Genomic DNA, 25,013 nt, shown 5'->3' with positions numbered 1-25,013 from the left:
AATTTCATTCGGACGGAAGCTCCTGCTCACGCTTGGGGTTTTGTCGCATCACGGTTGCAAAGGTTAACGGTTCTTCACCCGATCCGGCTGTCCGCGGCAAGCAGAGATTGATGACAAAGCACAACACCAACGTCAATCCAAACCCAACTGGCCAGAACCACATCGAGAACCACTGGTCGAAATGATACATCATCGCCATCGTTGCTGCGGCAGCGATCAACGTCCCCGGAAAGACCGCCGCAGCGCGGGCTTTGCGCGAGAAAAAGGCGAGGATAAAGACAGCCAACAGCGGGCCGCCGAAGGAGGCTGTCAGTTTCTTGGCGATGTCGAACACATCGCCAAGCGGCCCGACAAAACAAGCCAACGTGACGCTCAACACACCGACGACGACTAACAAACCACGGATCAATCCAACGTCGTGGGCACTGTCATCGGGCTTCCACGAGGGCATCAAACGGTCGCGAAAATCGACGATGATCGCCGTCGTGACCGAGTGGATACCCGAGTCGATGCTGGACATCACCGCCGCCATCAACGCAACAAGAAACAATCCCACCATCCCCGGTGGAAAGTGCATTCGCGCAAACTCGGGAAAGACCTTGTCCTGCACTCCCGCCGCCAAGACCGCATCGCGCATCGCAACCGATTCGAGCGGCGACGGCAGCTCGCCCACGCTCACGCCTTGCACCAGCGGCTGCAATTCAGCGGGGTTTTCGCCATAAAACGCAAACAGCCCGACGCCAATCAAAAGCAGGCCGGGGATCACCAACCACATCCCGATCAGATTCACCAGGTAACCGATCTGCGATGTCCGTTCCGACTTGGCAGAGATGTACCGCTGCACCGCGACTTGGTCGGCACCAAAGGCCGACAGGGCTTCCAGGAACGTACCGATCAGCACCGCCCAACTGCCATGCTTGAGCGTCATCGAAGGGGTCCAGTCGACCAACATACTGGAGCGGCCTTCGAAATAACTGCTGATCGATTGGGTGAAGCCGATCCCGCTGGTGTAGATCAGCAGCGAAAGGGCGACGAGAATCGTCCCGGCAAAAACAAAGAACTGCAGCACGTCGGTCCACATCACCGCTCGCAATCCACCGACCATCGTATACAGAATCGAGACGGCTCCCAGCGACAGGATGACCGTGACTTGCGGCACCTGCGAGACGCTGGCGATCACCAACGAAGCCGCAAACGTCGCCGACGCCATCCACCCGATTCGCAACAAGATAAACAAACCGCTGGCCAGACAGCGGATCGAAACATGGAACCGACGCTCCAGATATTCGTACGCCGTCGTGCAGTTCAATCGCGAATAGACGGGAATGAAAACCCAAATCACGATCGGCGACATCAACGTCGCCCCCACCAACATCATCCCGACACGCAAGCTGTCGCCGTAGCCAACCGATGGATACATCGCAAAGCTGTTCGATGAAAACAGCGTCGCCATCACGCTCAGCCCGACCACCATCCAGCCCATCGAACCGCCGGCGGCAAAAAACTCACGGCGCGATTGCCCGCGGCCAAAATGCATCCCCATTCCCATCATCACGACCAAATAGACAACGATGACGATATAGTCGAGCGTTTGCATGAGGAGAGTTCTCTGCGATGGTGGGCGGGAGGACGAGCTGTCGGACAACCGGTGGCGTCACTTTAACACGCCCAACTGCGTCGTACATTCGACGACGATTCCCAAGAGTCAAAAACAAAGCAGATTTTTGCTCGCCAGCGGTTCCCAACTTCACGCAACGCCGCGGACTACTGTTATCGCGTCTGCGTCGCTGGCGTCTCCGACCACGTCGCCAGCACCGCTTCGATCGTTTCGCGACGCCGGATTCCGGCCGGTTCCATCCGATCGAATCGCTGTAAATATTCCAGCTCTTCGCGCAGCACCCGCTCCAGAACCGCAGACCGGCGTCGCAGATTCAGCGGACCAAACAGTAGTGCCGCATCGCGATCGACGCCATCGTAAGCCGGGTCGTCCCGATCGGCAGCGCGCTGAAACGTGAGGATCGAATAGGGCCAATGGCCGCAGGCGATCCGTTCGTCGACCAAATGAAAACCGCCGCGCAATCCCCACCGGCGCACCAATTCGGGCTGCCGATTCGGCTGCAAGAAGACGCGTGGTGGGACGCGATCGGGGAACGCTTCCAGGACCTGCACGATGCTCTCGGCGCCCATCCCACAAATGCTCAAGCTCTCCGCTTCGCCCGCTTCCAGGACCGCCAGTCCATCGCCAAAGCGAACGTCAGCGGCCAGGTTCGCCAACCGACGACGAGAGTTCACAAACGGCTGCTGCTTGTTTTCGATAGCGATCCCACGCTCGATCCGGCCACTTTTCAGCAGTGCCGCCAACAGCCGCGCGTGATCCGAACCGACGTCGACATGCGTCGGGCAACGGACCTGATCGAAGACAGCTTGCAAGCGAACGTCCAAACCAAACATAACGTTGACAAAAATCCCCAGCTTCGAATTCCGATCGGCCGGGACCGTCCCCAGTTCAAATCGCAGCAAACTGCTACAATAACACGAACCGCCAAAACGTGAATCCGCCCCGCAAGGACAACTTCCCCGTGAGCAAAGCATCGACTGCGAATCGCCTCCGCTGCATCGCGACTGTCGCGTTCATGGCGTCGTTCATTCTCGCGGTCGCCGGGTTAGCTGGCATCGCTCATGCCCAACCGCCGGAACCAAGCGGCGACCAACCGCCGCCGGCTGCCGATCTGCTGGGCGATCTGGACGGTTTATTGGACGAGGCGATGCAAGCCGAAGCGGAAACGAACGACAAGCCGGAACCTGAAACCGACGCCCCACAAGCCGCCGCAGAGCCTGTCGATGCCATGCTGCAAACGCTGCAGGCTGTCGATCGCGAAATGCAGCAAGCGATCGCGGGGCTTGGCAACGGTGATGCCGGACCGGCAACGCAAGCCGCCCAGCGACGGGCGTTGGAAATGCTGCAGACGATCGTCGATCAATCGGCGGAAAACGCCGATCAAGACCAATCCCAGTCGTCGCAGCGTAGCGAGCAACAGCAGATGTCGCAGGCGGGGCCCCAGAAACCGGAGACCGATCCGAACCGCGAGAGCCAGCAACCGCAGCAATCCGAACTGGGAACGCAGCCCGGATCCGAAGTCGGCAGCAGCACCGACGTGATCGTCAACGCGGGCCCTTTGCAAGGAATGCGGGAAGCGGTGTGGGGACACTTGCCCGAGCGGATTCGTGGCGAGCTGCAGGCGACGCTGCCCGAAAAGTTTCTGCCCCGTTATCGCGATGCGATCACCGAATACTTCCGCCAACTCTCCTCCGGTTCGGATGCGAAACCTTGACCACCCACCTCGCACGGAACGAAACGATCTCGCGGCGCGATCTGATCGGCCGATCGATCGGCTTGCTCACCGCAGCGACCTTGCCCGCCGCGGCCGTGGCTCAAACGGGCGACGATCCGCTCTACACGCCCGCCGTCTCGATTGCGATCGATCGCGGACTCAGCTCGCTGGTCGCGCGTCAAACCGCCGACGGCAGCTTTGGCGATGGCCGTGGCACCGGTCTGGGACGCAACGTCGCGGTAGTCAGCTTGGCCGGGCTGGCGATGCTGTCGCGAGGCAGTCTGCCCGACCGCGGCCCGCACGGCGCGGCGCTGGATCGCTGCGTCGACTACATCGCCAATGCGTGTGAAGACGAAACGGGATTCATCATCCGACGCGAATCGGTAAGCCGCGGGGCGATGTACGGCCACGGCTTTGCCACGCTGTTCCTCGCCGAAATCTATGGGACCAGCGACCGCAAGGACCTGCAACGCAAGTTGAACAACGCTGTCGATTTGATCGTCCGGTCGCAGAACAGCGAAGGGGGCTGGCGCTATGAACCCGAGCCGCGCGACGCCGATCTGTCGGTTACGATTTGCCAGATGATGGCTTTGCGAGCGGCTCGCAACGCGGGGACCTTCGTTCCGGGAGAGACGATCGAAAGAGCAGTCGATTACGTGCGGCGATGCCAAAATCCCGACGGCGGATTCATGTACCAATTGACCGGCGGGGAGAGCCGATTCCCGCTGACCGCCGGCGCGATCGTGGCTCTTCAAAACGCGGGGCGCTACCGCGGAAAAGAGCTCGACGACGGCTACGATTTCCTCAGCAATCGAGCCGGTCACAACTTCTCGCCCCAACGCAACAACTACTTCTTTTACGCACACTATTATTCGGTACAGGCCCTCTGGCAGCGAGGCGGCTCCGAATGGAAAGCTTGGTACGAACAGCTGCGAGACATCCTGTTGTCGGCACAATTAAACGACGGCAGCTGGCTCGATTACACCGACCGAACCTACGCCACCGCAATGGCCTGCATCATATTAAACACTCCCCGCAGCCTGCTGCCGATCTTCCAACGGTAACGAACAACAACTGAGTGCCACTGGCTAATGACATGTTGTTCCTAGTGTGCCACTGGCTCTGCCAGTGTTCCCCGGCAAACGTCCAACGATTCCCCGAAGCATTCGGCCCCCAGTGGCAATGGGTATCCGAAGCTATCGAAAAGGGCAGGCCGTGCACCTCAAAGGGTTTCAGGAAATCGTTGTTGGTGCTGCCAGCCTTGCCACTTCGATCACAAACGCACTGGCAAAGCCAGTGCCACCCAGCCGCAGCCTGCTGCCGATCTTCCAACGGTAACGAACAACAACTGAGTGCCATTGGCTGACGACATGTTGTTCCTATAGTGTGCCATTGGCTGATGACATGTTGTTCCTAGTGTGCCACTGGCTCTGCCAGTGTTCCCCGACAAACGTCCAACGATTACCCGATGCATTCGGCCCCCAGTGGCAATGGGTATCGGTGGCTTTCGAAAAGGGCCAGCCTACACCTCAGAAGGTATTTGGAGATTGATGTTGGTGCTGCCAGTCCTTGCCACTTCGATTACCAAACGTACTGGCAAAGCCAGTGGCACCCAGCCGACTCTGCGTTTCAGCCCCATAGCTGACTACGTAGTCTGTCACCGCGCGAGATGTTGCCCATGCGGCTAAACTAGAGGACTCATTTCGACTCGATTCACTCAAAGGCTCCTCATGCATCGCTGCGTCCTTGCATTTTGCATGGCTATTTCACTGGCGGACATCGTTCCGGCAGAAGATCTACTGCTGAACAGCGGTCTCGTTGCGGCGACCTTTTCCGATTTCGAGTCGCCCGACCAGCTGACCTTTCTCGACGACAAGAACCAACCGTTGGTGGTCGCTGCCGATCAATTGATCCGATATGGCCACGAACCGATCGCCGATTTTGCGTCAGGGCTGATGATGGTCGATGGATCGTGGGTCGTCGGCCGAATCGAACGGATTGCAAAGGACCAGGTCGCCATCGCCGGGCGTTACTTCCGAACGACGCTGTCGTTGACAAACGTTCGCGCGATCGCGTTGCAATTGCCGACGCAACCGCTCGCGCGGGCCTCTATTTTCGAGACGATTGCCGAAGCCGACGGCGGAGACGATCGTTTGCTGAACGTTTCCGGAGACGAGATCGCCGGCGTGCTGCAGTTTCCGCCGACGATCGCCGACGCACCGTTGGCATTTGGTGCGACGTGGAAGCTGCGTCGCGGCGAACGGACCGACGCGATCGCTGCATCGACACTCCGCGGCATCGTATTGAGTCCGCTGTTGCACCCGATCCGCCCCGCCAAATCAGGCTTTTGGTTCGGGCTGGACGATGGCACGCGATTGGCGATCCGATCGATCCAGCGAACCGACGGCGCGATCGAACTGGAACTAGCCAGCGGAGAAAGCCTGGCGTTTGCTGGCGACTGGGATCAATTTTCCGCCGCGGTGCAATCGATCCAGCCAGTTCGTGACGCAACGCACTGGCTCAGCCAGCAGCCTGCTCTGGCATTCAAGCAGCAAGCCTCTCTCTCCGAATTACAATGGCCTCTGGCCACCGACAGCGGACTTCGCGGCGAACCGCTGAGCATCGCCGGATACCGCTACCGACATGGCCTATCGATGCACGCAAACGCTCAAGCAGCGTACCGCATCCCACCCGGCGCGACTCGGTTTCAAGCGACGGTTGGAATGGCGACGGGTGACGACCAGTCGACGGCTACCGGGAGCGTGGTCTTCCAGGTTTTGACGACCGACGCAACCAAAGCGGTTCGGACGCAGTTCACGTCGCCCACGCTGCGGCCCGGCGACGCCGCGATTTCGCTAGATATTAATGTTCGCGATTCAAAGCTGATCGTGCTAATGGTCCGCGACGCGGGAGATGGCAGCAGCGGGGACCACGCGGTTTGGGCCGACGCCCGTTTTTTGCTCGACTGAACTGAACCTTTTTCGTCGCCAGCTGCGTAAACGAAGAGATTACGCCGCCAAACAGAGACTCCGCTCATCCGCCGCAATTGAACCTTTTCCGGCGTCAGCTGCGTAAATGAAGACAGCCTATCCTTCGATCGCAGGGCGGTTACAATTTTAGCCCCTCTGTATGTATTGGAATCGACTTGATGAATGAACCAAAACCCGAGATCTCGCTCACCGATTTTCAGCAGAAGATCAAGGCGATGTATTACGAGAAGGATGTCGTCCGCGGGGTCGACGGCACCTTCATGTGGTTGATGGAAGAGATTGGCGAACTGGCGGCGGCGTTGCGAGGCGACGACCGCGAGAACCTAGCGGCGGAGTTCGCCGACGTGCTGGCTTGGTTGGCGACGATCGCCAACGTCGCCGACATCGATCTATCCAAAGCGATCAGCGAAAAATATGGCAGCGGCTGTCCTGGGTGCAGTCGCTTGGTTTGCATCTGCCCGAACGAAGAGAAACCGTGATCGCCAGGACAACACGCAATCCATCTGTTTGGCTTTCGCTGCCGTTGTTGGTTGCGTTGGCGTTGCTGCTGGCCTCCGTTGGCCCCGCCGGCGCGGCAGAATTCACGGCGACAGCCGGGATCGATGGTCGTGGCCGAGTGGGAATGTGGGCCGAATGCCGGATTGAAACGGGACAAGAAGGAGCGGCCGAAAGCGTCGTCGTCTCCAGCACCGATGGCGATGGCGTCGGTGTGAATTACACCCAACCGGTCGCCAGCGAAGGCGGCCTGCGATGCTATTTTCAGCTGGGGCGAAGCCAGGATCGCCTGCAAGTTTCGTTGACCGATACGTCGGGCTCAAGCACGACGACGCCCATCGACGCTCCCACACCGATTCCGTTTGAAAAGGAATGGATTTTGGCGATTGGCGATGCGATCGGAATCCAATCGGCCAGCGATCAACAAGGCCGCCGCCATTTCCCTGTCGTTTCGTTGATCGCCGACAGCCAACCGTTGCCACATCATTGGATCGCGTACAACGGCGTCGACCTGATCGTATTGCCTGGATCGCACGCGGCGATCGTCAACACGTTGGAAGATTCGCAAAAACAAGCGCTCGCCGATTGGGTTCGTCGCGGTGGCCGGATGCTTCTGACCTTGGGCGGACAATCCAAAGGGGCGGTCGCCCCCGGTTCGTGGATCCGCGAATCGCTTGGTCTGGAGATCGATGAAGAGGTTGTCGACATCGACCCTCGCGCTATCGAATCCTTTACCACGACGCAGACCCCTTTAAAAGCATTCACTGGTCTGCGACTGCCAACTTCGGGAGGGCGGACGCTGCTAACCGGTCGAACGCTCGATCGTCAAACCGTTCCGATCGCCAAAGAGTATCTCGTCGGATTCGGTCGCGTGTTGGTTTTGGCTGCGGACTTGGATCAAGAGCCCTTTGCATCGTGGACCGATCGCCAGAGCCTGCTGGAACGACTCCTTCCCAACACGCTTTCGATACGTCCCAACAACAATTCACAACGTCATACTCGCGACGCGGGCTACACCGACTTGGTCGGACAGATCCGCCGCACGATCGATCAATTCGATTCGCACTGGGTGTTGCCGTTCAAATGGCTAGCCGGTTTTTTTGTGCTCTATCTGGGCCTGATCGGACCGCTGGACTACTGGATCGTGAATCGGTGGTTTGGGCGTCCGTTGCTGGGTTGGATCACGTTTCCAATGGCCGTCATCGTGTTTGCCGGACTCGCCTTCTACGGGACAACGATCGCCACGCCACCGCAACCTGTCGTCAATCAGTTTTCGATCGTCGACATCGACCCGAGCAGTAATCTGGGACGCGGATTTGCGTGGACACAGTATCTGAGCGGTACTGCCGGGCGGAACGATCTCCACTACTCGATCGACGCTGGTTTCGCCAACTCCGATTCGCAGCAACCGATCCTTGGATGGTGGGGCGTTAATGGCCAAGAGTTTGGTGGCTTGTCGGCGATTGGACGCGATCGCCAGATGCCCGAGTATGCGATCGACGGCCGGGTGAACAGCGACGCGAGCCTATCGACCGTCGCCATCGGTTTGCCGTTGGCGACCGCCGCGACCAAAGGACTGGCTGCGTGGTGGCAATTTGAACCGAACAGAGCGGCTGACAGTTCACTGAAAAAACGTCCCGGGACCGACCTGTTAAGCGGTAGCGTTTCGAATCCGCTGGACGTCGACCTGATGGACGGCGTGTTGGTCTATCGCGGCTGGGCTTATCTGTTGCCGACCCGTTTCACCGCTGGCAAACGGATTGCTCAAGTGAGCACGCTGACGTCGAAAAATCTGAAGTGGCGTTTGACCCGTCGTAGCGTCGACAAAGCCTCCACGGCGACCGAACCTTGGAATCCCGAGATGCAGGGTGACATGGATCGCATACTGGAGATCGCGATGTTCCACGACACCGCGGGGGGCCCGAAATATACCGAACTGAGCAACCGGATCATCAACCACCTGGACCTCAGCCATGTGCTGGCGACCGATCACGCGATCCTGATGGGGCGAGTCGACGAGCCGGTGATTCAGTTGGCAGGGGAACAGCAGACGGCGAAAAACGGAACCGTGTTATCGTTCGCTCGGATTCTGTTGCCGGTCGATAGCGGCCGCTGACATCGCCAACCAATAGACTCCAACAATTCGTCCGCAGCCGTTCCACGTTGACCGGGCTGTTGATTTAGCACCCCGCAAACGTAAGCCAGGACTTTCACCGTGATTAGAACTTCTGGATTGTCAAAAAAATATGGCGACATGTTCGCCATCAAGGACATCAACCTCGACCTCGGCGAGGGAGACCTGTTTGGCTTCATCGGCCCCAACGGTGCCGGCAAGACGACGACGATGCGGATCATTGCAACGTTGTTGGAGCCCAGTTGGGGCGAGGCGTATGTCTGCGGACACGCGGTCCAATTGAACCCCAAAGAGATCCGGCGGCTTGTCGGTTACATGCCCGATTTCTTCGGCGTGTACGACGACATGACGGTGATCGAATATCTGGAGTTCTTCGCCGCGGCGTATCGCATCAACGGCCCCGCCCGACGCAAACGCTGCGACGAAATGCTGGAGATCGTCGACCTCGATTTCAAACGCGACGCGTATGCGAACACGCTCAGCCGCGGACAGACGCAGCGACTGGGGTTGGCTCGCACGTTGCTGCACGACCCGCAAGTCCTGTTGTTAGACGAACCGCTGTCGGGGCTCGACCCGCGGGCTCGGATCGAGATGCGGAACCTGTTGCGCAAGCTCGGCCAGATGGGCAAGACGATCATCGTCAGCAGCCACATCCTGCCGGAATTGGCTGACATCTGCAACAAAGTTGGGATCATCGACCGGGGCGTTCTCGAAGTCAACGCGACGGTCAACGACGTGATGCGACAGGTGCGTGAATACAACGTGCTGGTCGTCCAACCGGCCGAGATCGTCGACCTCTCGAAGATGTCCGACCTACTGGAAGGACATCCCAAGGTTCGCGGCGTGGAAGTTGGCGATTCCGAGATCCGCGTGATCCTGAACCGCGACGTCGAAGACTACAGCGACCTGCCGGCGTTGTTGATCCAATCGGGAATCCGCGTCCGCCAGTTCCGCGAAGAGGAACTGAACCTCGAATCGGCCTTCATGGCATTGACCAAAGGGACCGCGGTCCGGATGTAACCAACGGCGTCGTGCCGCACAGGGATCGGAACGAAGTCCGCGACGCGATCGCCTGATCGACATCGCGCCATCGGTTATTCGCAGCGCAAGATACACGGATTGCGCGACACGCGGCGCGGAACGTGGTGCTGCGAGTCGATCCGAGCGACGCGCTGCAAATCGTCGGCAAATCCGATCCGTTGCAGATTGCGGCCCCCTTTGGATAACGCCAGGAATTCCGCGAGCTGCGCTGGATCGGCGGCTACCGGTTCGGCAGCCTCCCATGCCGCGATCGCCAACAACGCCGAATCGTCGGTCGTTTCGAAGCCGTGCCCGCCGATCAACCGCTTGGCGATCGCACCGGCCAACAACACATCCTCGCCACTGATCTGGCCATCGGTCCCCGCGCAAACCAACAGCACATCGGCCGATTGCGAACAATAATCGCTCGCCGCCGACAGATTCAAAAACGAAGCGGTCAACACATCGGCTGCAGTTTCGACAGCCGCAAGGGCTCGCGTCCCGTTGGTCGTCGTCATCACAACCGTCTTGTCGGCGATCACCTCACGAGGATATTCCGCCGGGGAATTCCCCAGATCGAAGCCCTCGATCGGCAGCCCCCCGCGCTCGCCACACAACTTATAAGCCCCCGTCAAGGCAGCGGCCTGGTGATGGGCCTGATCGATCGATTCGCAAGCGATCACGCCCGCCGCTCCATTGCCCAAGGCGGTTGCGATCACCGAAGTGGCTCGCAGCACGTCGATCACCACCGCGGTGCAATCGGCTAGCGATTCGCGTTGGATCAACGACGGCAGAAGGGCAACGGATACCGATTTCATGGCAAGCTTTCATCCTTGGAGCGATTGGGATACCTATTTGCAGGGCTGCCCTGCTTAGGCTAGTTTGTCATGCTAAATTGAACCCTGACATTGCGATACTAGGCGAAACCATCCGCTCGCGATTGTCGGGCGATTTCCAGCAAAAAATTCCCCTGGCGCTGCTCGCCAGGAGCCGCAGAACGCGATTCGATATAAGGATTTACAACACCGATGACCTTTGTCCGAACCATCCCCACCCTGCTGCTGACGCTATTGCTGCTCTCAGGTTGCAAAAAGCAGGAGGTTGCCCAACCTAATAATGAACCGGCCGAGGCCCCCGCCCCTGCGGCAGCTGCCGAACCGACGCCCGACGATGCGGAAGTCGTCGCCGCGATCGAAGCGGCTGGCGGAGTCACCGTGAAGAAGAAGGGCGAGAACATCGTCGAACTCGATCTTCGCGGCCTGTTCCCCGACGCTGCCGAAGACCAAGCGGACGAATTCGCCTGGGTCGCCGGATTGCCCAAGCTGCAGAAGATCCTCGCCCGCGGCCCCGGCGTGACGCTGGAAGCTGTCGAAAAACTGAAAGCGCATCCGGAACTGAAGGTCATCGGTTTCGATAACTGCACGCAAGTCGGCGACGAAGCGGTCGCGGTCCTGGTCACGCTCCCCAAACTGGCCGATGTCGATCTGATCAAGAGCGAGATCACCGACGAATCGCTGAAGACTCTTGCCGGCTGCGATACGATCCGCCAGATCCGGATCGCCCGCACGAAGGTCACCGACGCGGGAATCAAGTCGCTGGAAGCCGCCAAGCAATTGGAGCTGCTGGATCTGCTCGAGTGCTCGCTGCTGACCAACGAATGTGCGACTTCGGTTGGCAAATTGACCAAGATGCGAAACGTCCGCCTGCCCAACGCAGTCGACGACAGCGGATTGGCTCAGCTCACCGGCCTCAACAACCTCGTCGCCCTGGGCCTGCAATATTGCCGCGTTGGCCCCGAGGGGATCAAGCACTTGGTCGGACTGAAAGAGCTCAAAGAAATCAACTTGTACGGCGCTAGCAAAGTCGACGACGAAGTGATCCCGCTGTTGGCTCAACTGCCGAAGCTGCAAAAGGTGCGGGCTCGCGAGACGAGCATCCGCGGTGAAAACGCCGCGGCATTTGCTGACATGAAAGCCCTGCGAGATCTCGACCTCAGCGAATCGCCGGTCCAGGACGCCGTCTTCGAACACTTGGCCAAGCTGCCCAATCTGGAAAACCTGAACCTCTGGAACACCGAAGCGACCGAAGAGGGGATCGCTCAGCTGAAGGGGATGACCCAGTTGAAGCAATTGAATCTCGATAACCTCGGCGACGCGATCAGCGACGATTGCCTCGACACGATCGCCACGATGACCAATCTGGAGCTGCTGCACCTTGGGGGGACAGGCGTCACCGATGAAGGCATGCCGAAGTTGTACGGATTGAAGAAACTTAAACGGCTGTTCATCACCCGTACCTATGTCATTGAAAAGAGCACCGTCGAAGCGTTGAAGCAGGAATTGCCTCAAGCGAAGATTGAGTGGTAGTTCATGCCGTCGACACTTTCCCCAAGCGATTTCCTGGACCGGTTTGGCCTGACCCAATTCCGCAGCGGGCAGGAAGCGGTGATTCAACAGGTCCTCGACGGCAAGGACGTGTTGTGCGTGATGCCAACCGGCGGCGGCAAAAGCCTGTGCTATCAATTGCCCAGCGTGATGCTCGACGGGCTGACGATCGTCGTCTCCCCCTTGATCGCGCTGATGCAGGACCAGGTCGACGTGCTGCAAAAGAAGGGCTTTCGGGCGACGCTGATCAACAGTTCGCTGAAACCGGCCGAACAGTTCGATCGCATGCAGGCGATGGCCGAGGGAAAGTACGACCTGATCTACATCGCGCCGGAGCGGCTGCGAAATAGCCGCTTTTTGGAGAACGTTCGCAAGACAAAGGTCTCGCTGCTGGCGGTCGACGAAGCTCACTGTATCAGCGAATGGGGACATGATTTCCGCCCCGATTACGCCCGCCTGGGGCAGTTCCGAATTCGCAACCTGGGCGGCGTCCAGACGATCGCTCTGACCGCCACCGCGACGCCGACGGTTCGCGACGACATCGTCAAGTTGTTGTCGCTGCACGAACCGAAGCCGTTCATCACCGGATTCGCTCGTGAAAACCTGCGGTTTGCTGTCACTCCCTGCGGCAGCGATCGCGAGAAGGATCAACGGTTGGCGGAGTTCCTGCGGGGCCAGCAGGGAATCGGGATCATCTATGCCGCAACGCGGAAACGCTGCGAAGAAATTGCCCTCTGGCTGCCGGGGAAGCTTGGCAAACCTGTCGGTATCTACCACGGCGGACTCGATCCGCAGCAGCGGCGGAGCGTCCAAGAGGACTTCATGGCGGGAAAGTTGGCGGCGATCGTGGCGACCAACGCGTTTGGGATGGGAATCGACAAATCGGACATCCGCTACGTCGTCCATTACAACATGCCCGGCAGCTTGGAAGCCTATTACCAAGAAGCGGGCCGCGCCGGCCGAGACGGTTTGCCCAGCGAATGTCTGCTGTTGTTCAGTTACAGCGACCGCTACATCCAAGAATTTTTCATCGAGAATAATTACCCAACACGCGATGTCGTGGCGGCGGTCTACAAGTTCCTGCACTCCCGCACCGACGACCCGATCGAAATGACACTCGATCAGATTCGCGAGAAGATCGGGTTGCAAGTCGGCGGCGAGGCGATCGGGACCGCCGAGCGGTTGTTGGCGAAAACGGGAGTCATGGAACGGCTGGACAGCAGCGCCAACCAAGCGATCATCCGGATCGATAGCACGCTGCCCAGCTTGGTCGACATGCTGCCGCGGGAAGCAAAAGTTCGCCGCCGCGTGTTGCAAGCGGCCGAAAAAATCATCGGCGACCGGCGCGAAGAGGATGTCTATTTCTCGCTCGACCGAATTATCAAGTCGACCGATCAATCGCGTGAATCGGTGACGCGAACGCTGCGGGAATTGAGCCGCTTGCGAGACTTCGATTACGTGCCGCCGTTCCGCGGCCGGGCGATCCACTTCCGCAAACGCGATGTCCCCTTCAACGACCTGAAGATCGATTTCGTCGAACTCGAACGCCGCAAGCGGGCCGAATACGAGAAGCTGGATCATGTGATCCGGTTTGCGCAAACGCCGAACTGCCGGCAGTTGGCGGTGCTGAATTATTTCGGCGATCCGGCAGCCGATGTCTGCGGAAACTGCGACCGCTGCGACCTGACGCAGCCCCGAAAAAATGCGGCGGTGACAACGGCCGCCGCCGTCCCGTTGACCGCTGAAGAGACCGAGGAACAGCAGCTGATCACCCAGCTGGTGCGGATCGTGCTCAGCGCTCTGGCTCGCACCCACGGGCGATTTGGCAAAGGGCTGGTCGCTCAAATGCTGGCCGGTTCCCAAAACAAGAAGCTGCAACAATTGAAGCTCGATCGCTTGAGCACCTTTGGGTTGCTGAAGGGACTCAAACAAGCTCAAGTCACCGACCTGCTGGACGCCGTCTGCAGCGTCGGGATGGCGCAACAGATCGAAGTCACCCAGCGGCGTCCGACGGTCAAGCTGACCGATTTCGGGCAGGAAGTGATGAAGGGAAACCAACCGGTTCCCGTCGCCTTTACGATCGCCCGGCCGCTGAAAATCAAAGCGATGGCGTTGGTCCGCAAGATGGCCGCTGCGGAAGACGTCACCGAGACGCCGATGGAAAAGCCGAAATCGACAGCGAATCCCGATCTCCTGAAGACGCTCCGCAAATGGCGACTGGAAGCGGCCAACGAACTGGGCGTTCCCGCCTACCGGATCGTAAGCAACGCGACCCTTGAAGCGATCGCCGCCAAACAGCCGCAGAGCGTTAGCGAACTGGAATCGATTCGCGGCATCGTTCCCGAGACGGTCGAACAGTATGGATACGCGCTGGTTCAGTTGATCGAATCGCAAATCGCCGACGAGCCGGACGAACCGCTGGAAGAGGACGAAGTCGAAATTGCCCCCCAGCCGCCATCGGTCCGCGAGCAGCTGGAGCCGAGCGAAGAACCGCAATCAAGCGGGAACGGTAAACCAGTCGCTGCCGATCCGATCGAATCTCCGCAGCCGCCAGCGACCGATACACCGGCGACGGCCTCACCCAACACCACAGCACCTCAACCAGCAACCGACAACGTGTCGGGCGACCCGACAAGTGTCGGCGACACCTTCTGGACCTGGAAACTGCTGCGGGACGGTTACACCGCAGAGCAGTGTTGTGCGATTCGCCAGATCGACCGAGAGACACTTTTGTCGCACCTAATCGATGCAGTTCGCGATCAACGACCGGTCCAGCTCGACTGGGTCGCCGGCGAGGACTCGAAATTGCTCGCCACAATCGCTGCGGCGACCGATTCGGCGGCGACTCTCGACGGCTTGATCCCCAGCCACTGGGATCCCAAGCTATTGCAATTGGCTCGCGAAGCCCATCGAGCCGAGCGTGGTTAGCCTAATCGGCCTTATCCCGCTACAATTGAAAAAACATGTGGAATTGGCCCAAAGTTCGCACAGCAATCGCGGCGAACGCAAGCGATCGGCAATCGCCAGGGATCGTGAACGATAGAATCGCAGCTTGGAAACCTTGTACACAACGTCGAGCCATTGGCGGGCGACAGGCTTGATTCAATGGCATCGAAAGGAAACTGATGGAGAATCGGGAAGATAAAACCTCGGGCTCTCGAGAGAAGAAGCCTGAAGGTCGATCGAATAATTCATGGGTCATTTTTTTGACGCTTGCCATTTTGGCCGTGATTTTGTTTTGGCGCGGCGAAGGGACTGCCAACGCGGTTGCTTGGAGCTTCTTTCTGAAGCAGGTCGACGATGGGAACGTGGAAAAAATTGTGGTTCGCGACGGCTATATCGTCGGCGAATTCAAGACCCCACCCAGCCCGCCGGTGAAGTTCGGCGACAAGACAGCCACCGCCACCACCTCCGATGCGGATAAATTACCGACGGAGTTCTTGGTCTATTATCGCGAACTGCCCGAAGACCTCGATTCGCGAATCGTGGCTCAAAACGGTACCGTCGAAAACGCGCCGGCCGATCAATTGCTGCCGACGCTGACGATGTTGTTTCTGATGCTGCCGCTGCTGTTGCTCGGCTTCATCTGGTTCTCCTACCGTCGCTCGCGGAACGAGATGATGGGAGGCGGCTTCCTGTCGGGGTTCAGCAAGAGTCCCGCCAAACGCTACGAAGCCAGCGAACAAGCGATCACGTTCGATCAAGTCGCAGGTCTCGAAGGGGTCAAAGCCGATCTGCAAGAGATCGTCGACTTCCTCAAGAGCCCCGAGAAGTTCCAAAAGTTGGGAGGCCGCGTTCCCAAGGGCGTTCTCTTAAATGGACCACCCGGAACCGGCAAGACGCTGTTGGCTCGGGCGATCGCTGGCGAAGCGAACGTTCCCTATTTCTCGGTCAACGGCTCGGAATTCATCCAGATGTTTGTGGGTGTTGGTGCCAGCCGCGTCCGCGATCTGTTTAAGGTCGCCAAGGAGAGCAGTCCGTCGATCATCTTCATCGATGAAATCGATGCGGTGGGTCGCCAGCGAGGCGCCGGCCTCGGCGGCGGTCACGACGAACGCGAACAAACGCTCAACCAGATCCTTGGTGAAATGGACGGCTTCGGCGGCAGCGACGCGGTCATCGTCGTGGCGGCAACCAACCGTCCCGACGTCCTCGACCCAGCTCTGCTGCGTCCAGGTCGTTTCGATCGCCATGTGACCGTCGGACGCCCGACGCTCAACGGCCGTGAAGCGATCTTCAAAGTCCATGTTCGCGAAGTGCCGCTGGCCGACGATGTCAACTTGCGCACCCTGGCCGCCGGAACGGTTGGACTGACCGGTGCGGACATCCGCAACATGGTCAACGAAGCCGCTCTCTGGGCCGCTCGCAACGATAAGTCCGAGGTTGCGATGGAGGACTTCGAATACGCTCGCGATAAGATCCTGATGGGAGCCAAGCGCGAAGAGGTGTTGCAGGATTCGGAGAAGGAAAAAACAGCCTATCACGAAGCCGGTCACACGATCGCCGCTTGGTATCTCGACGGTTCCTACCGCGTTCACAAGGTCACGATCATCCCGCGCGGCCGTTCGTTGGGAAGCACCCAAACGATCCCCAGCGAGGATCGATTGAGCATGTCCGAACGCGAATTGCGACATCAATTGATCGTCCTGTTGTCGGGCCGCGCCGCCGAACGGATCATCTACGACGAGACGACCGTTGGTGCCGAAAACGATCTCGAACGCGCGACCAGCATCGCCCGGCGGATGGTTTCGCATTGGGGCATGAGTCCCAAGCTGGGGCCGGTCAGCTACAAGACCAGCGACGAAGATCCGTTTTTGGGTCGCGAGATGCATCAGCAGCGTCAGTTCAGCGAAGCGACGCAGGAGATGATCGACGGCGAGGTCGCGAGAATTCTGCACGAGGTCGACGAGGAAGCGCTGGCGCTGCTTCGCGACAAGAAACACGAACTCGAAGCGATCACCCGCGATCTGCTCGAACGCGAAGAACTGTCCGAAGAAGACCTCACCGCTTTGATCGGTCCTTCGGTTCACGTGGATGCCAATAAGGATGCGCACAGCGAAACCGTGATCGCACCCGATACGGTCCCCAACTCCCCCGATGCAGTCCCCAATGCCAAAGCGAATTCGTGAATTGGGCGCGATGACCACCGCTGCGGCAGCAAATCGCCAAGGCGGTCGGCGTTGATCGCTGAAGGATTGGCCGATGGCTCGTAAAAAGAACCGCTCGAAAATTCGCACCGAGTTTCGCAAGAAGCACCAGGGGAAGGCGCGCAATGCCGACCTGACCCGCGAGTTCAAAACGGGCGATACCGAACGCTTGGCCGACGCCCAGCATGGCGAACGCGTCAGCGGCAAAGGGGCGCTCACGCGGCACCGAACCGTCTTCGGCGATGCGATCGATGATTCCAACGGCGGCCTGAACGTTCAACTCGATTCCGACGATGCGTTGATCGCCGGCCGCGTGCTGAGCGTCCACGGGCTGCAGAGCCGAGTGATGGGGGACGACGGCGTCGTCTACAGCTGCACCGTTCGCCAGTTGCTTAAATCGCTCAGCACCGATCAACGGCATGTGATCGCCACCGGTGATCGCGTCGCGATCCGAACGGCCGACAATCAAGAGGGAATGATCGAACGGGTCGAGCCGCGTTCACATGTTCTGAGCCGAACCAGCCGCGGCCGCCAACATGTGATTGTCGCCAACGTCGACTGGTTGATGATCGTCACCAGCGCCGCCGAACCGGGGCTGAAGCCGGGACTTATCGATCGTTTCCTCCTGACCGCCGAACACTTTGGCATCACTCCGATCATCTGCATCAACAAGATCGATCTGGTCGACGCGGCGGAGTATCAGCAATTGGTCGGCACCTTCGGCCAGCTAGGCTATCGCGTGCTGACCTGTTCGGCCGAGACCGGCCAAGGAATCGATTTCCTTCGCCAAGTGATCGCCAATCGCGAGACAGCGGTCGTGGGGCAGAGTGGCGTTGGCAAAAGCAGCCTGCTGAACGTGATCGAACCGGGGCTGGCCCTCCGCGTCTCCAGCGTCAGCTCCGAAAACCAGAAGGGGCGGCACACGACAACCGCCGCAAAACTAATTCCTCTTTCCAGCGGCGGGTTTGTCGTCGACACCCCCGGGATCCGGCAATTCCAGCTCTGGGACATCACTCCTGGCGAAGTGTCCGCCTTGATGCCCGACCTGCGACCTTATGTCAGCGGCTGCCGTTATTCGGATTGCTTGCATTTGGATGAGGACCAGTGCGTGGTCAAAGATGCAGTCGCCGACGGCCGGATCGACGCGCGTCGCTACGACAGCTATTGCCATCTGCTGGAAGAAGACTTGATGAACAAAGGGCGTTGATTGCCCCCATCGCCCACCTCACCAGTCGCTCCTCAAACCTGGCCGGGTGATCTAATCAGCTTTGCCAGCAAAGGCGATTCGATTGCAGAATCGCTTAGGATTATGCCGAAACGGTGATATTGGCAGGCCAGGCAAACGGGCAAAAGATTGACCGAAACAGCGATTCCAATTAAGGTTATGCCTGTGGGAGTCGGCTTTGCGCCCCTTCCAATCAACCACACCCTGCAAACCCCGGAACGGAAACTCTGGCGTTTGTGAGGCCTTTTCTCGAACGAATGATTTCACCCGGCGCGGCAGATGTCAGAGTTCAGCACTCAGCGAACGACGCAGCTACCACTCGATGGCGGTTTCGATACCGATGCGCCGACGGTTCGCCGATTGGCTGACGCCAGCGATGGCTCGGAATCGGGCGTCGTCCCCGCAGCGATCGGACATGGATCGTCGCGCGTCGAGTCAGCTCAAACTGTGATTCGCCGATCGGGCGGCCAGTTGCCTCCACCACCATCGGAACAAGCGACACCGGCAGAGGTTGCCAAGGTTCTCGAAGGAGCCGAACTGGGGAATTTCCGACTGCAGTGCCTGATCGGTGGCGGCGGCATGGGCGCTGTCTTCCGAGCTGCCGACACGCGGTTGGACCGAACGGTGGCGATCAAGGTGATTCCACGCGTCGGCGAAGATCCCGACCTGCTGCGGCGGTTCAAGAACGAAGCCCAAAGTGCGGCCAAGCTGGACCATCCGAACATCGCTCGGGTCTACGACGTCGGCCAGGAAAACGGCTGGCACTACATCGTCTTTGAACACATCGATGGGATCAACCTGCGCGACTTGGTCGCCCAAGAGGGTGTGCTGTCGATCGACGACGCGGTCTATTACACGCGGCAGGTCGCCGAGGCGCTTGAGCATGCAAACGAACGAGGCGTAGTCCATCGCGACATCAAACCTTCGAACGTCTTGGTCACATCCAGCGGACAGGTGAAACTTGTCGATATGGGCCTAGCGAGGTCTCAACACGTCGAAGTCACCGACGACATGACCGCCAGCGGCGTGACGCTGGGAACGTTCGACTACATCTCTCCCGAACAAGCCCGCGACCCGCGCGAAGCCGATGTCCGCAGCGATCTCTATTCGCTCGGCTGCACCTTGTATTTCATCCTCGTCGGCCGGCCTCCCTTTCCGGGCGGCTCGATCGTTCAGAAATTGATGAACCACGGCAACGCGGCGCCTCCCAATCCAGCGGTCTTCCGCCCCGAGATCCATCCCGATCTGACGGCGATCATCCATAAATTGCTCGCGAAAAAGCCGAGCGACCGCTACCCGCGACCAGCCGACGCGATTGCCGATCTGCACCATCTGTCAAAACAATTGGGGCTCACTCGATCCGCCGCGATGGGAACGACGTCGGTGCCGACGCCCAGCGTCTGGCCGTCGCTGCTGCAGCAACATCTGCCATGGATCGTCGCGGTCAGCCTGCTGCTGCTGAGCACGGTTTGGATCCAGATGATGTCGGCTGGCGAGAGCGATCTGCAGATCCCACGCCCCGATGAACTGCGGGCCCGCCCCCAATCGATCGCCGGCGCGGTGGCGTCTACCGAAACGCCGTCAGCGACGTCCAGCGAGACCAACGAAGGTGCGGGGAACAGCCCGACAGCCGTCGACGCCGAAGCGGCGCGACAGCGGCTGGCCGCGGCAGAGCTGAAAGATGCGACCAACGATCCACCGCCGGTTCCTTGGACGACGCTGATCGTGAACCCCAGCGCCCGCGCTGACGATCCCCGCGCGGTCACCACGCTTCTCGACGCGTTGGAAAAAGCGAAATCGAACACCACGATCGATACCATCGAATTGCGAGCCGATGAGCTCGAAGTCGCCCAACTGCGGATCCCTCGCAGCGGACTGAAGATTCGGGTCGCCGAAGGCTTTGCCGGCATGGTGATCCTAAAAGACGATGCGATGCCGTCGATGGAACCGCCGATCAAGATCGTCACCGGCGGGAACGGGATCGCTTTCGAAGGCATCCACTTCTTCTGGCAAACCGGATCGGCTCGCGATGGCGGCGCCGTCTTTGGACTGACGGGCCAATCCAAAGAGAAGATCGAATTGAGCGATTGTTCGATCACGATCGACAACCTCGCTCGCCGCGGCGATGTGTATGCCTTTCAAGTCAAATCGAACGGCGTTGAACCGACTCCCAACCGTCAACCGACGGCCACTTCGGCCGGCCTGCTGGTCTGGCTAAAACTGAAAAACTGCGTCTTCCGCGGCCAGATGACGTTGATCGGAATGGATAGCGCGTCGCGGCTGGACGTCGAATGGAGCAACGGTTTGCTAGCGACAACGGGCCGTTTCCTAGAGACCGGCGGCGCGGCAAAGGCTTCCTTTGCGATGGAACAGATCAAAATCAAATTGGACCATGTCACTGCCCATTGCGACGATGGCTTCGCTCGCGTCCAGCTCAGCCCGTCGGCATCGTTCCCCGTGACGCTGAACCGATCGTCCAACAGCTGCACCTTTGTATCGTCCCCCGAATCGCGACAGTTTGAAGTCGCCGGACTAAACGACCTACAAGCAACCGCCGCCCAATGCCTATCGATGCAAGGGAAAAGCAACGCTTACCAACTGGACGAAGACCGGATGGGAGTGATCTACCGAGCCAGCGATACCCAAGGGGACTCGCTGGAGTACGGTTGGACCGATTTAAACGATGAGGCGAGTTGGTTTGCCGGCTTCGAAGAGGAGCGCCCCAAGAGTACCGTGATCTGGTCGGATATTTTCCCTCGCGGCAAACCAGTCCACACCCACGTTCCCCGCGATTATCTGCAGGATGGCGTTTTGCCTCCCGGATTTGATCCGGCTACCATTCCAAAGCTACCAATGCCGACAAAGTCTCTGTAAAACCTTGCCGATATTTGACAATGGGGCACTTGGCAGCTTAAATCTAGTGAGCAGAATGTTTGCTATCTCAGCAAACGACTGCCTTGCCTCGAATCTACTTCGCTAACACCTACCTGAAAATTACCTCCTGGAGACTGAATCGAATGTTGCGAGTTTTGTTACTGACGATCGCTATGACGGTTACCGCTTCGCAAGCCATGGCTATCGGTGAATTGAAAAAAGAATGGTCTAACATCTACGCTGGCGACGACAGCGGCGACTTCAAGACAGTTGCCCGCAAGGCTGGCTGCAACCTCTGCCACGTCAAAGGTGTCAAGGACAAGAAGACCGCCGAAAGCCGCAACGAATACGGCACCGCGATGACCGCATTCCTGAAGTCGAAGGACATCAAGATCGGTGACCTGAAGGCGCAGTACAAAGACGACAGCACCAAAGAAGCAGCTGTCAAAACGATGACGACCATGTTCGAAACTGTGAACAAAGAGAAGTCGAAAGACGGCGAAGCATTTGGCGCCAAGATCTCCGCCGGCAAGTTGCCAGCGACCGACGCCAACCTGTAATGCTTGCTTTTCCCTGACTCTTGGGAATCGAAACATCAAAACGCCAGACGAATTCAATTCGCCTGGCGTTTTCTCATTCGTAAACCTCGATTGAAGAATCGCGACACAGAAGCAAACACGTAAAACCTCCCCCAACGAAAGATCTCCCCCGATGAAACATTTATTCCATTGCTCGATCGCTCTGTTGTTTGTCTCCGCTCTGGCCCGTCCCTCGGTCGCTCAAGAGGAAGGCTTCACCCAGTTGTTCGACGGCAAGTCGCTCAGCGGTTGGAAGGCGTCGGAAAACACCGACAGCTGGTCGGTCAAAGATGGCACGCTGATGTGTGATGGCCCGCGCAGCCACCTGTTCTACGAAGGCGATCTCGCGCCGTTCAAGGACTTCCACTTCAAAGCCGACGTGATGACAACTCCCGGCAGCAACGCCGGCATCTATTTCCACACCAAGTTCCAACAAGAGGGTTGGCCCGTGAAGGGCTACGAGTGCCAGGTCAACGTCACTCACAAGGACCCGAAGAAGAGCAGCAGTCTGTACGCGGTCGATAACGTCGCTGCACCGCCCGTGAAAGACAACGAGTGGTACACGCAGGAGATCATCGTCAAGGGACGCCACATCGTCCTGAAGCTGAACGGCGAAACGATGGTCGATTACACCGAACCGGAGAACAAGCAAGCCGACAATTCGGGCTTCGATCGCCGGCTCAGCGAAGGTACGTTCGCGTTGCAAGCGCACGACCCCGATAGCGTCGTCTACTTCAAGAACCTTCGCGTCAAGAAACTCGACTGAGTTAAGCAGGTTGAGTTGTATTTTTCGTTTAACCGCGAGCCCATCGGGCCGCGCGGCCTTCAAAAGCGCGGGGCGATGCCCGCGCGGTTGAACTAGAAAACTCTTTACTAGCCGGGTAGTATCCGTTCCTTTCCATCACGTCGTCCCAAACCGCAGAACGATCTCTCTCGATTTATGCTCAACGCCAAGATTGTCATTCCGGCGCGACTGGCGTCGACACGATTGCCCGAAAAACTGCTGCGGGTCGTCGCGGGGAAATCGATTCTGCAGCGAACCTACGAGGCGGCCAGCCGATCGCGGCGAGCCGCTTCGATGATCGTGGCGGTCGACGATCCGCGATTGCTAGCGGAAGTCGAGCGTTTTGGCGGCAACGCGATGATGACGTCGGTCGATTGCCAAAGCGGAACCGACCGAGTCGCCGAAGCTGCGTTAGCCGATGACCAAGCCGACGTCTTCGTGAACGTTCAAGGCGACGAACCGGAGATCGATCCCGATGCGATCGATCTGGTTGTCGATCTGTTGGAACAACATCCCGAAGCCTACGCGGCGACGCTAGCAACTCCGATTCGTGACGTCGCCGATCTGAAGAACCCCAACTGCGTCAAGGTCGTGCTGGAGACGGGCGGGTATGCGTTGTACTTCAGCCGCAGCCCGATCCCGCTGCCTCGCGATCAAGACTTCCAGGCGCTGGTCGATCACGACCCGCCACTCTGCTGGCAGCACATCGGCCTGTATGCCTACCGCCGCGAAGTGTTGCAGTGGTTCACTCAGCAGGCCCCCAGCCCGCTGGAGCTGACCGAACGGCTGGAACAATTGCGATTGCTGGAAGCAGGCCGGCGGATCGTGGTCGGCAAGATCGACCATCCCGCGATCGGAATCGATACCGAAGAGGATCTGCGAGCGTTCGAACGCAAACTGGCCACCGACGGCTAACCGACGGCGTCGCTGCCGCGAGAATGCCGACTAGCGCTGATAGATCGGCAGGTAACCTTTATCCAACTGCAGCATGATCAGATTGCATGCGGTCACGTAGACCGGATGGATCTGGCCTTCCCAGTAGCCGTCGGCTTTCTGTTCGCCGACGATCCGATCGTACAGTTTGTCGCGAAACGGAGCCCATTCGGCTTCCCCCTGCCGGTAGACGACTTGGCTGTAATAGAGATAGGTGTAGTGCCAGTGGCCGTATGCCTGCTGTTCGCCGCTGATCCGATGCAGGCTCTTCTTGGCGTAATCGAGCATGTCGGGAACATGTTCGCCGTCGTAATCCCCCGCGTTGTATAGCGCCGCCAGGGCCGCCGCGGTGATCGCCGGGCGACTGCTGCCGGTCTGTCGCGAGCTGTAACTGATCCCGCCGTCGGCGTTTTTACACTCGTAGATGTATTGCTTTGCCTTTTCGATGATCTCCCCGGGCACAGGAATCCCCGCGTTGCGACAGCCTCGCAAACCTTGGACCTGCGTGATCGTAGTGCTCCCCTCGTCGAAGTTGTTTCCATCGCGAGCCGACACGTATCCCCAACCACCCGCCGGCGTCTGAGCATATCCGCTGAACTGCACAGCTTTGCTCAACACATCGACTAGCTCGCGGCGGCGATCGACAAGTCCCTCTTCGCCGAGCACCTGCGACAGAAACAGCATCGAAAAGCCGTGGCCGTAGGTGTACCGAGAATCGGTTAACGGATCGCCGATCAGCCCGTTGTCGCGGCATTTGCTGATCAGAAAATCGGTAGCTCGGGCGATCGGCCGGGCGTAAGGCCCCTGCGTGGTCGTCGACCCCGACCCGATCATCGCCGCGCCGGCCAGAGCGGCTAGGGCGGTCGGATAGTGCTGGGCGTTCCATTGCCCCCGCGACGACTGGGTTCGGGCCAACCAATCGAGTCCCCGTTGGATCGATTCTTCCCAACGCGGGTCGCGTTTGGCAGCACCCGCTCGCGGGGCGGAACCGGCCGCTAGCGAAAGAGCCAAGCCGGCCGCGGCCGTATCGCGGAGCATCGCGCGTCGAGAGAGCGATAATGACATCGTTTGGAATCCTTTAAAACTGAAGGTCGCAGGGGTCGCCCGCCATAAAGGG

Annotated in this window: 18 protein-coding genes; 14 read left to right on the top strand and 4 right to left on the bottom strand. The window is 59.1% G+C overall.

Features of this window, described 5'->3' with window-relative positions:
- Positions 1-4: 4 nt before the first annotated feature.
- Complete coding sequence (locus EC9_RS06210; protein WP_145343293.1) at positions 5-1,597, bottom strand: sodium:solute symporter family transporter; 1,593 nt, start codon at positions 1,595-1,597, stop codon at positions 5-7.
- A gap of 173 nt (positions 1,598-1,770) precedes the next feature.
- Positions 1,771-2,520 (bottom strand): tRNA (adenine(22)-N(1))-methyltransferase, encoded by a 750-nt coding sequence (locus tag EC9_RS06205; protein ID WP_246105980.1) that lies wholly within the window; start codon positions 2,518-2,520, stop codon positions 1,771-1,773.
- 59 nt (positions 2,521-2,579) lie between these two features.
- Here EC9_RS06205 and EC9_RS06200 point away from each other — a divergent pair, with 59 nt between their 5' ends.
- From EC9_RS06200 to EC9_RS06175, 6 genes are all read left to right on the top strand, one after another.
- A complete protein-coding gene (locus EC9_RS06200; RefSeq protein WP_145343291.1) occupies positions 2,580-3,332 on the top strand; it encodes a hypothetical protein in 753 nt (250 codons plus the stop codon).
- Positions 3,329-4,396: a prenyltransferase/squalene oxidase repeat-containing protein gene (locus tag EC9_RS06195; RefSeq protein WP_145343289.1), complete on the top strand. Its 1,068-nt coding sequence runs from the start codon at positions 3,329-3,331 to the stop codon at positions 4,394-4,396. The genes EC9_RS06200 and EC9_RS06195 overlap by 4 nt, the downstream gene beginning before the upstream one ends.
- 693 nt (positions 4,397-5,089) lie before the next feature.
- The gene (locus tag EC9_RS06190; RefSeq protein ID WP_218934622.1) at positions 5,090-6,301 is read left to right on the top strand and encodes an NPCBM/NEW2 domain-containing protein; all 1,212 of its coding nucleotides are present in this window, start codon (positions 5,090-5,092) and stop codon (positions 6,299-6,301) included.
- Positions 6,302-6,480: 179 nt separating this feature from the next.
- Entirely contained in the window at positions 6,481-6,801 is a 321-nt protein-coding gene (locus tag EC9_RS06185; protein ID WP_145118693.1) for a MazG nucleotide pyrophosphohydrolase domain-containing protein, read from the top strand.
- A complete protein-coding gene (locus tag EC9_RS06180) occupies positions 6,798-8,933 on the top strand; it encodes a hypothetical protein (protein WP_145343285.1) in 2,136 nt (711 codons plus the stop codon). The genes EC9_RS06185 and EC9_RS06180 overlap by 4 nt, the downstream gene beginning before the upstream one ends.
- Positions 8,934-9,032: 99 nt before the next feature.
- Complete coding sequence (locus tag EC9_RS06175; protein WP_145118689.1) at positions 9,033-9,971, top strand: ABC transporter ATP-binding protein; 939 nt, start codon at positions 9,033-9,035, stop codon at positions 9,969-9,971.
- A 74-nt stretch (positions 9,972-10,045) separates the two neighbouring features.
- Here EC9_RS06175 and EC9_RS06170 read toward each other — a convergent pair whose 3' ends face one another.
- Entirely contained in the window at positions 10,046-10,789 is a 744-nt protein-coding gene (locus EC9_RS06170) for a 2-phosphosulfolactate phosphatase (protein WP_145343283.1), read from the bottom strand.
- Between the two features lie 210 nt (positions 10,790-10,999).
- On the opposite strand from EC9_RS06170, the gene EC9_RS06165 reads away from it, so the two are divergent.
- From EC9_RS06165 to kdsB, 8 genes are all read left to right on the top strand, one after another.
- Entirely contained in the window at positions 11,000-12,337 is a 1,338-nt protein-coding gene (locus EC9_RS06165; RefSeq protein ID WP_145343281.1) for a hypothetical protein, read from the top strand.
- A gap of 3 nt (positions 12,338-12,340) precedes the next feature.
- A complete protein-coding gene (locus EC9_RS06160) occupies positions 12,341-15,283 on the top strand; it encodes an ATP-dependent DNA helicase RecQ (protein WP_145343279.1) in 2,943 nt (980 codons plus the stop codon).
- 197 nt (positions 15,284-15,480) lie between these two features.
- Positions 15,481-17,484: an ATP-dependent zinc metalloprotease FtsH gene (ftsH, locus tag EC9_RS06155; RefSeq protein ID WP_145343277.1), complete on the top strand. Its 2,004-nt coding sequence runs from the start codon at positions 15,481-15,483 to the stop codon at positions 17,482-17,484.
- Between the two features lie 73 nt (positions 17,485-17,557).
- Positions 17,558-18,709 carry a ribosome small subunit-dependent GTPase A gene (gene rsgA, locus EC9_RS06150; protein WP_145343275.1) on the top strand — a complete coding sequence of 384 codons (1,152 nt, stop codon included), beginning with the start codon at positions 17,558-17,560 and terminating at the stop codon, positions 18,707-18,709.
- 297 nt (positions 18,710-19,006) lie between these two features.
- Positions 19,007-21,601 carry a serine/threonine protein kinase gene (locus EC9_RS06145; protein WP_145343273.1) on the top strand — a complete coding sequence of 865 codons (2,595 nt, stop codon included), beginning with the start codon at positions 19,007-19,009 and terminating at the stop codon, positions 21,599-21,601.
- A gap of 143 nt (positions 21,602-21,744) precedes the next feature.
- Entirely contained in the window at positions 21,745-22,161 is a 417-nt protein-coding gene (locus EC9_RS06140) for a hypothetical protein (RefSeq protein ID WP_145118674.1), read from the top strand.
- Positions 22,162-22,312: 151 nt separating this feature from the next.
- Positions 22,313-22,945, top strand: coding sequence for a 3-keto-disaccharide hydrolase (locus EC9_RS06135; RefSeq protein WP_145118671.1), 633 nt, complete (start codon positions 22,313-22,315; stop codon positions 22,943-22,945).
- Between the two features lie 174 nt (positions 22,946-23,119).
- Positions 23,120-23,878 carry a 3-deoxy-manno-octulosonate cytidylyltransferase gene (gene kdsB / locus EC9_RS06130; protein WP_145343271.1) on the top strand — a complete coding sequence of 253 codons (759 nt, stop codon included), beginning with the start codon at positions 23,120-23,122 and terminating at the stop codon, positions 23,876-23,878.
- Positions 23,879-23,908: 30 nt separating this feature from the next.
- Here kdsB and EC9_RS06125 read toward each other — a convergent pair whose 3' ends face one another.
- The gene (locus EC9_RS06125) at positions 23,909-24,961 is read right to left on the bottom strand and encodes a prenyltransferase/squalene oxidase repeat-containing protein (RefSeq protein WP_145343269.1); all 1,053 of its coding nucleotides are present in this window, start codon (positions 24,959-24,961) and stop codon (positions 23,909-23,911) included.
- Between the last annotated feature and the right edge of the window lie 52 nt (positions 24,962-25,013).

The organism is Rosistilla ulvae, from assembly GCF_007741475.1.
Taxonomy (GTDB): Bacteria; Planctomycetota; Planctomycetia; order Pirellulales; family Pirellulaceae; genus Rosistilla; species Rosistilla ulvae.
This window is presented reverse-complemented; position numbering and strand designations above follow the sequence as displayed.

Coding starts and splice junctions, on each gene's coding strand:
- kdsB (WP_145343271.1), top strand. CDS start 23,120: ATGCTCAACGCCAAGATTGTCATTCCGGCGCGACTGGCGTCGACACGA.
- EC9_RS06135 (WP_145118671.1), top strand. CDS start 22,313: ATGAAACATTTATTCCATTGCTCGATCGCTCTGTTGTTTGTCTCCGCT.
- EC9_RS06140 (WP_145118674.1), top strand. CDS start 21,745: ATGTTGCGAGTTTTGTTACTGACGATCGCTATGACGGTTACCGCTTCG.
- EC9_RS06160 (WP_145343279.1), top strand. CDS start 12,341: ATGCCGTCGACACTTTCCCCAAGCGATTTCCTGGACCGGTTTGGCCTG.
- rsgA (WP_145343275.1), top strand. CDS start 17,558: ATGGCTCGTAAAAAGAACCGCTCGAAAATTCGCACCGAGTTTCGCAAG.
- EC9_RS06185 (WP_145118693.1), top strand. CDS start 6,481: ATGAATGAACCAAAACCCGAGATCTCGCTCACCGATTTTCAGCAGAAG.
- EC9_RS06210 (WP_145343293.1), bottom strand. CDS start 1,597: ATGCAAACGCTCGACTATATCGTCATCGTTGTCTATTTGGTCGTGATG.
- EC9_RS06145 (WP_145343273.1), top strand. CDS start 19,007: ATGTCAGAGTTCAGCACTCAGCGAACGACGCAGCTACCACTCGATGGC.
- ftsH (WP_145343277.1), top strand. CDS start 15,481: ATGGAGAATCGGGAAGATAAAACCTCGGGCTCTCGAGAGAAGAAGCCT.
- EC9_RS06170 (WP_145343283.1), bottom strand. CDS start 10,789: ATGAAATCGGTATCCGTTGCCCTTCTGCCGTCGTTGATCCAACGCGAA.
- EC9_RS06165 (WP_145343281.1), top strand. CDS start 11,000: ATGACCTTTGTCCGAACCATCCCCACCCTGCTGCTGACGCTATTGCTG.
- EC9_RS06190 (WP_218934622.1), top strand. CDS start 5,090: ATGGCTATTTCACTGGCGGACATCGTTCCGGCAGAAGATCTACTGCTG.
- EC9_RS06125 (WP_145343269.1), bottom strand. CDS start 24,961: ATGTCATTATCGCTCTCTCGACGCGCGATGCTCCGCGATACGGCCGCG.